This window comes from Pseudoalteromonas sp. GW168-MNA-CIBAN-0100 (assembly GCF_040309225.1).
In the GTDB taxonomy this organism is placed as follows: domain Bacteria; phylum Pseudomonadota; class Gammaproteobacteria; order Enterobacterales; family Alteromonadaceae; genus Pseudoalteromonas; species Pseudoalteromonas arctica.
The window spans coordinates 1-482 of record NZ_JBEOOL010000113.1 but is presented as its reverse complement, the minus strand read 5'-3'; the positions used below and the strand labels follow the sequence as shown (position 1 = coordinate 482).

1 pseudogene is annotated in these 482 nt (G+C 40.2%); it reads left to right on the top strand.

Going from position 1 to position 482, the window contains the following annotated elements:
• Positions 1-482: pseudogene (gene pepN, locus AAEY62_RS20280) on the top strand (aminopeptidase N); the annotation flags it as partial.

The window sequence follows — 482 nt, the reverse complement described above, 5'->3', positions numbered from 1 at the left end:
ACATTGAGCCGCGTGGGCGCTAAAACGGCACCTTTAGTACTCGATGGCCTTGATTTACGCTTAGTGTCGCTTTCAATAGATACTCATGATATTAGCGATTATAAAATAGTGGGTGAGCAACTCATTATTAATAACCTACCAGAACACTGCCAACTTAGTATAGTGACCGAAATTTCTCCGCAAACAAATACTTCTCTAGAAGGACTTTATTTATCGGGTGGGGCTTATTGTACTCAGTGTGAAGCGCAGGGTTTTAGAAAAATAACTTACTATATGGACCGTCCAGATGTTTTATCAACATTCGATGTAACCATAATAGCAGACAAAAAATACCCGCAGTTACTCTCTAATGGCAACATGGTAGATAGCGGTGAAACGCAAGACGGTCGTCATTTTGCTAAGTGGCAAGATCCGTTTAAGAAGCCAAGTTACTTATTTGCTTTAGTGGCGGGTGACTTTGATGTGTTAAATGATAGCTATAC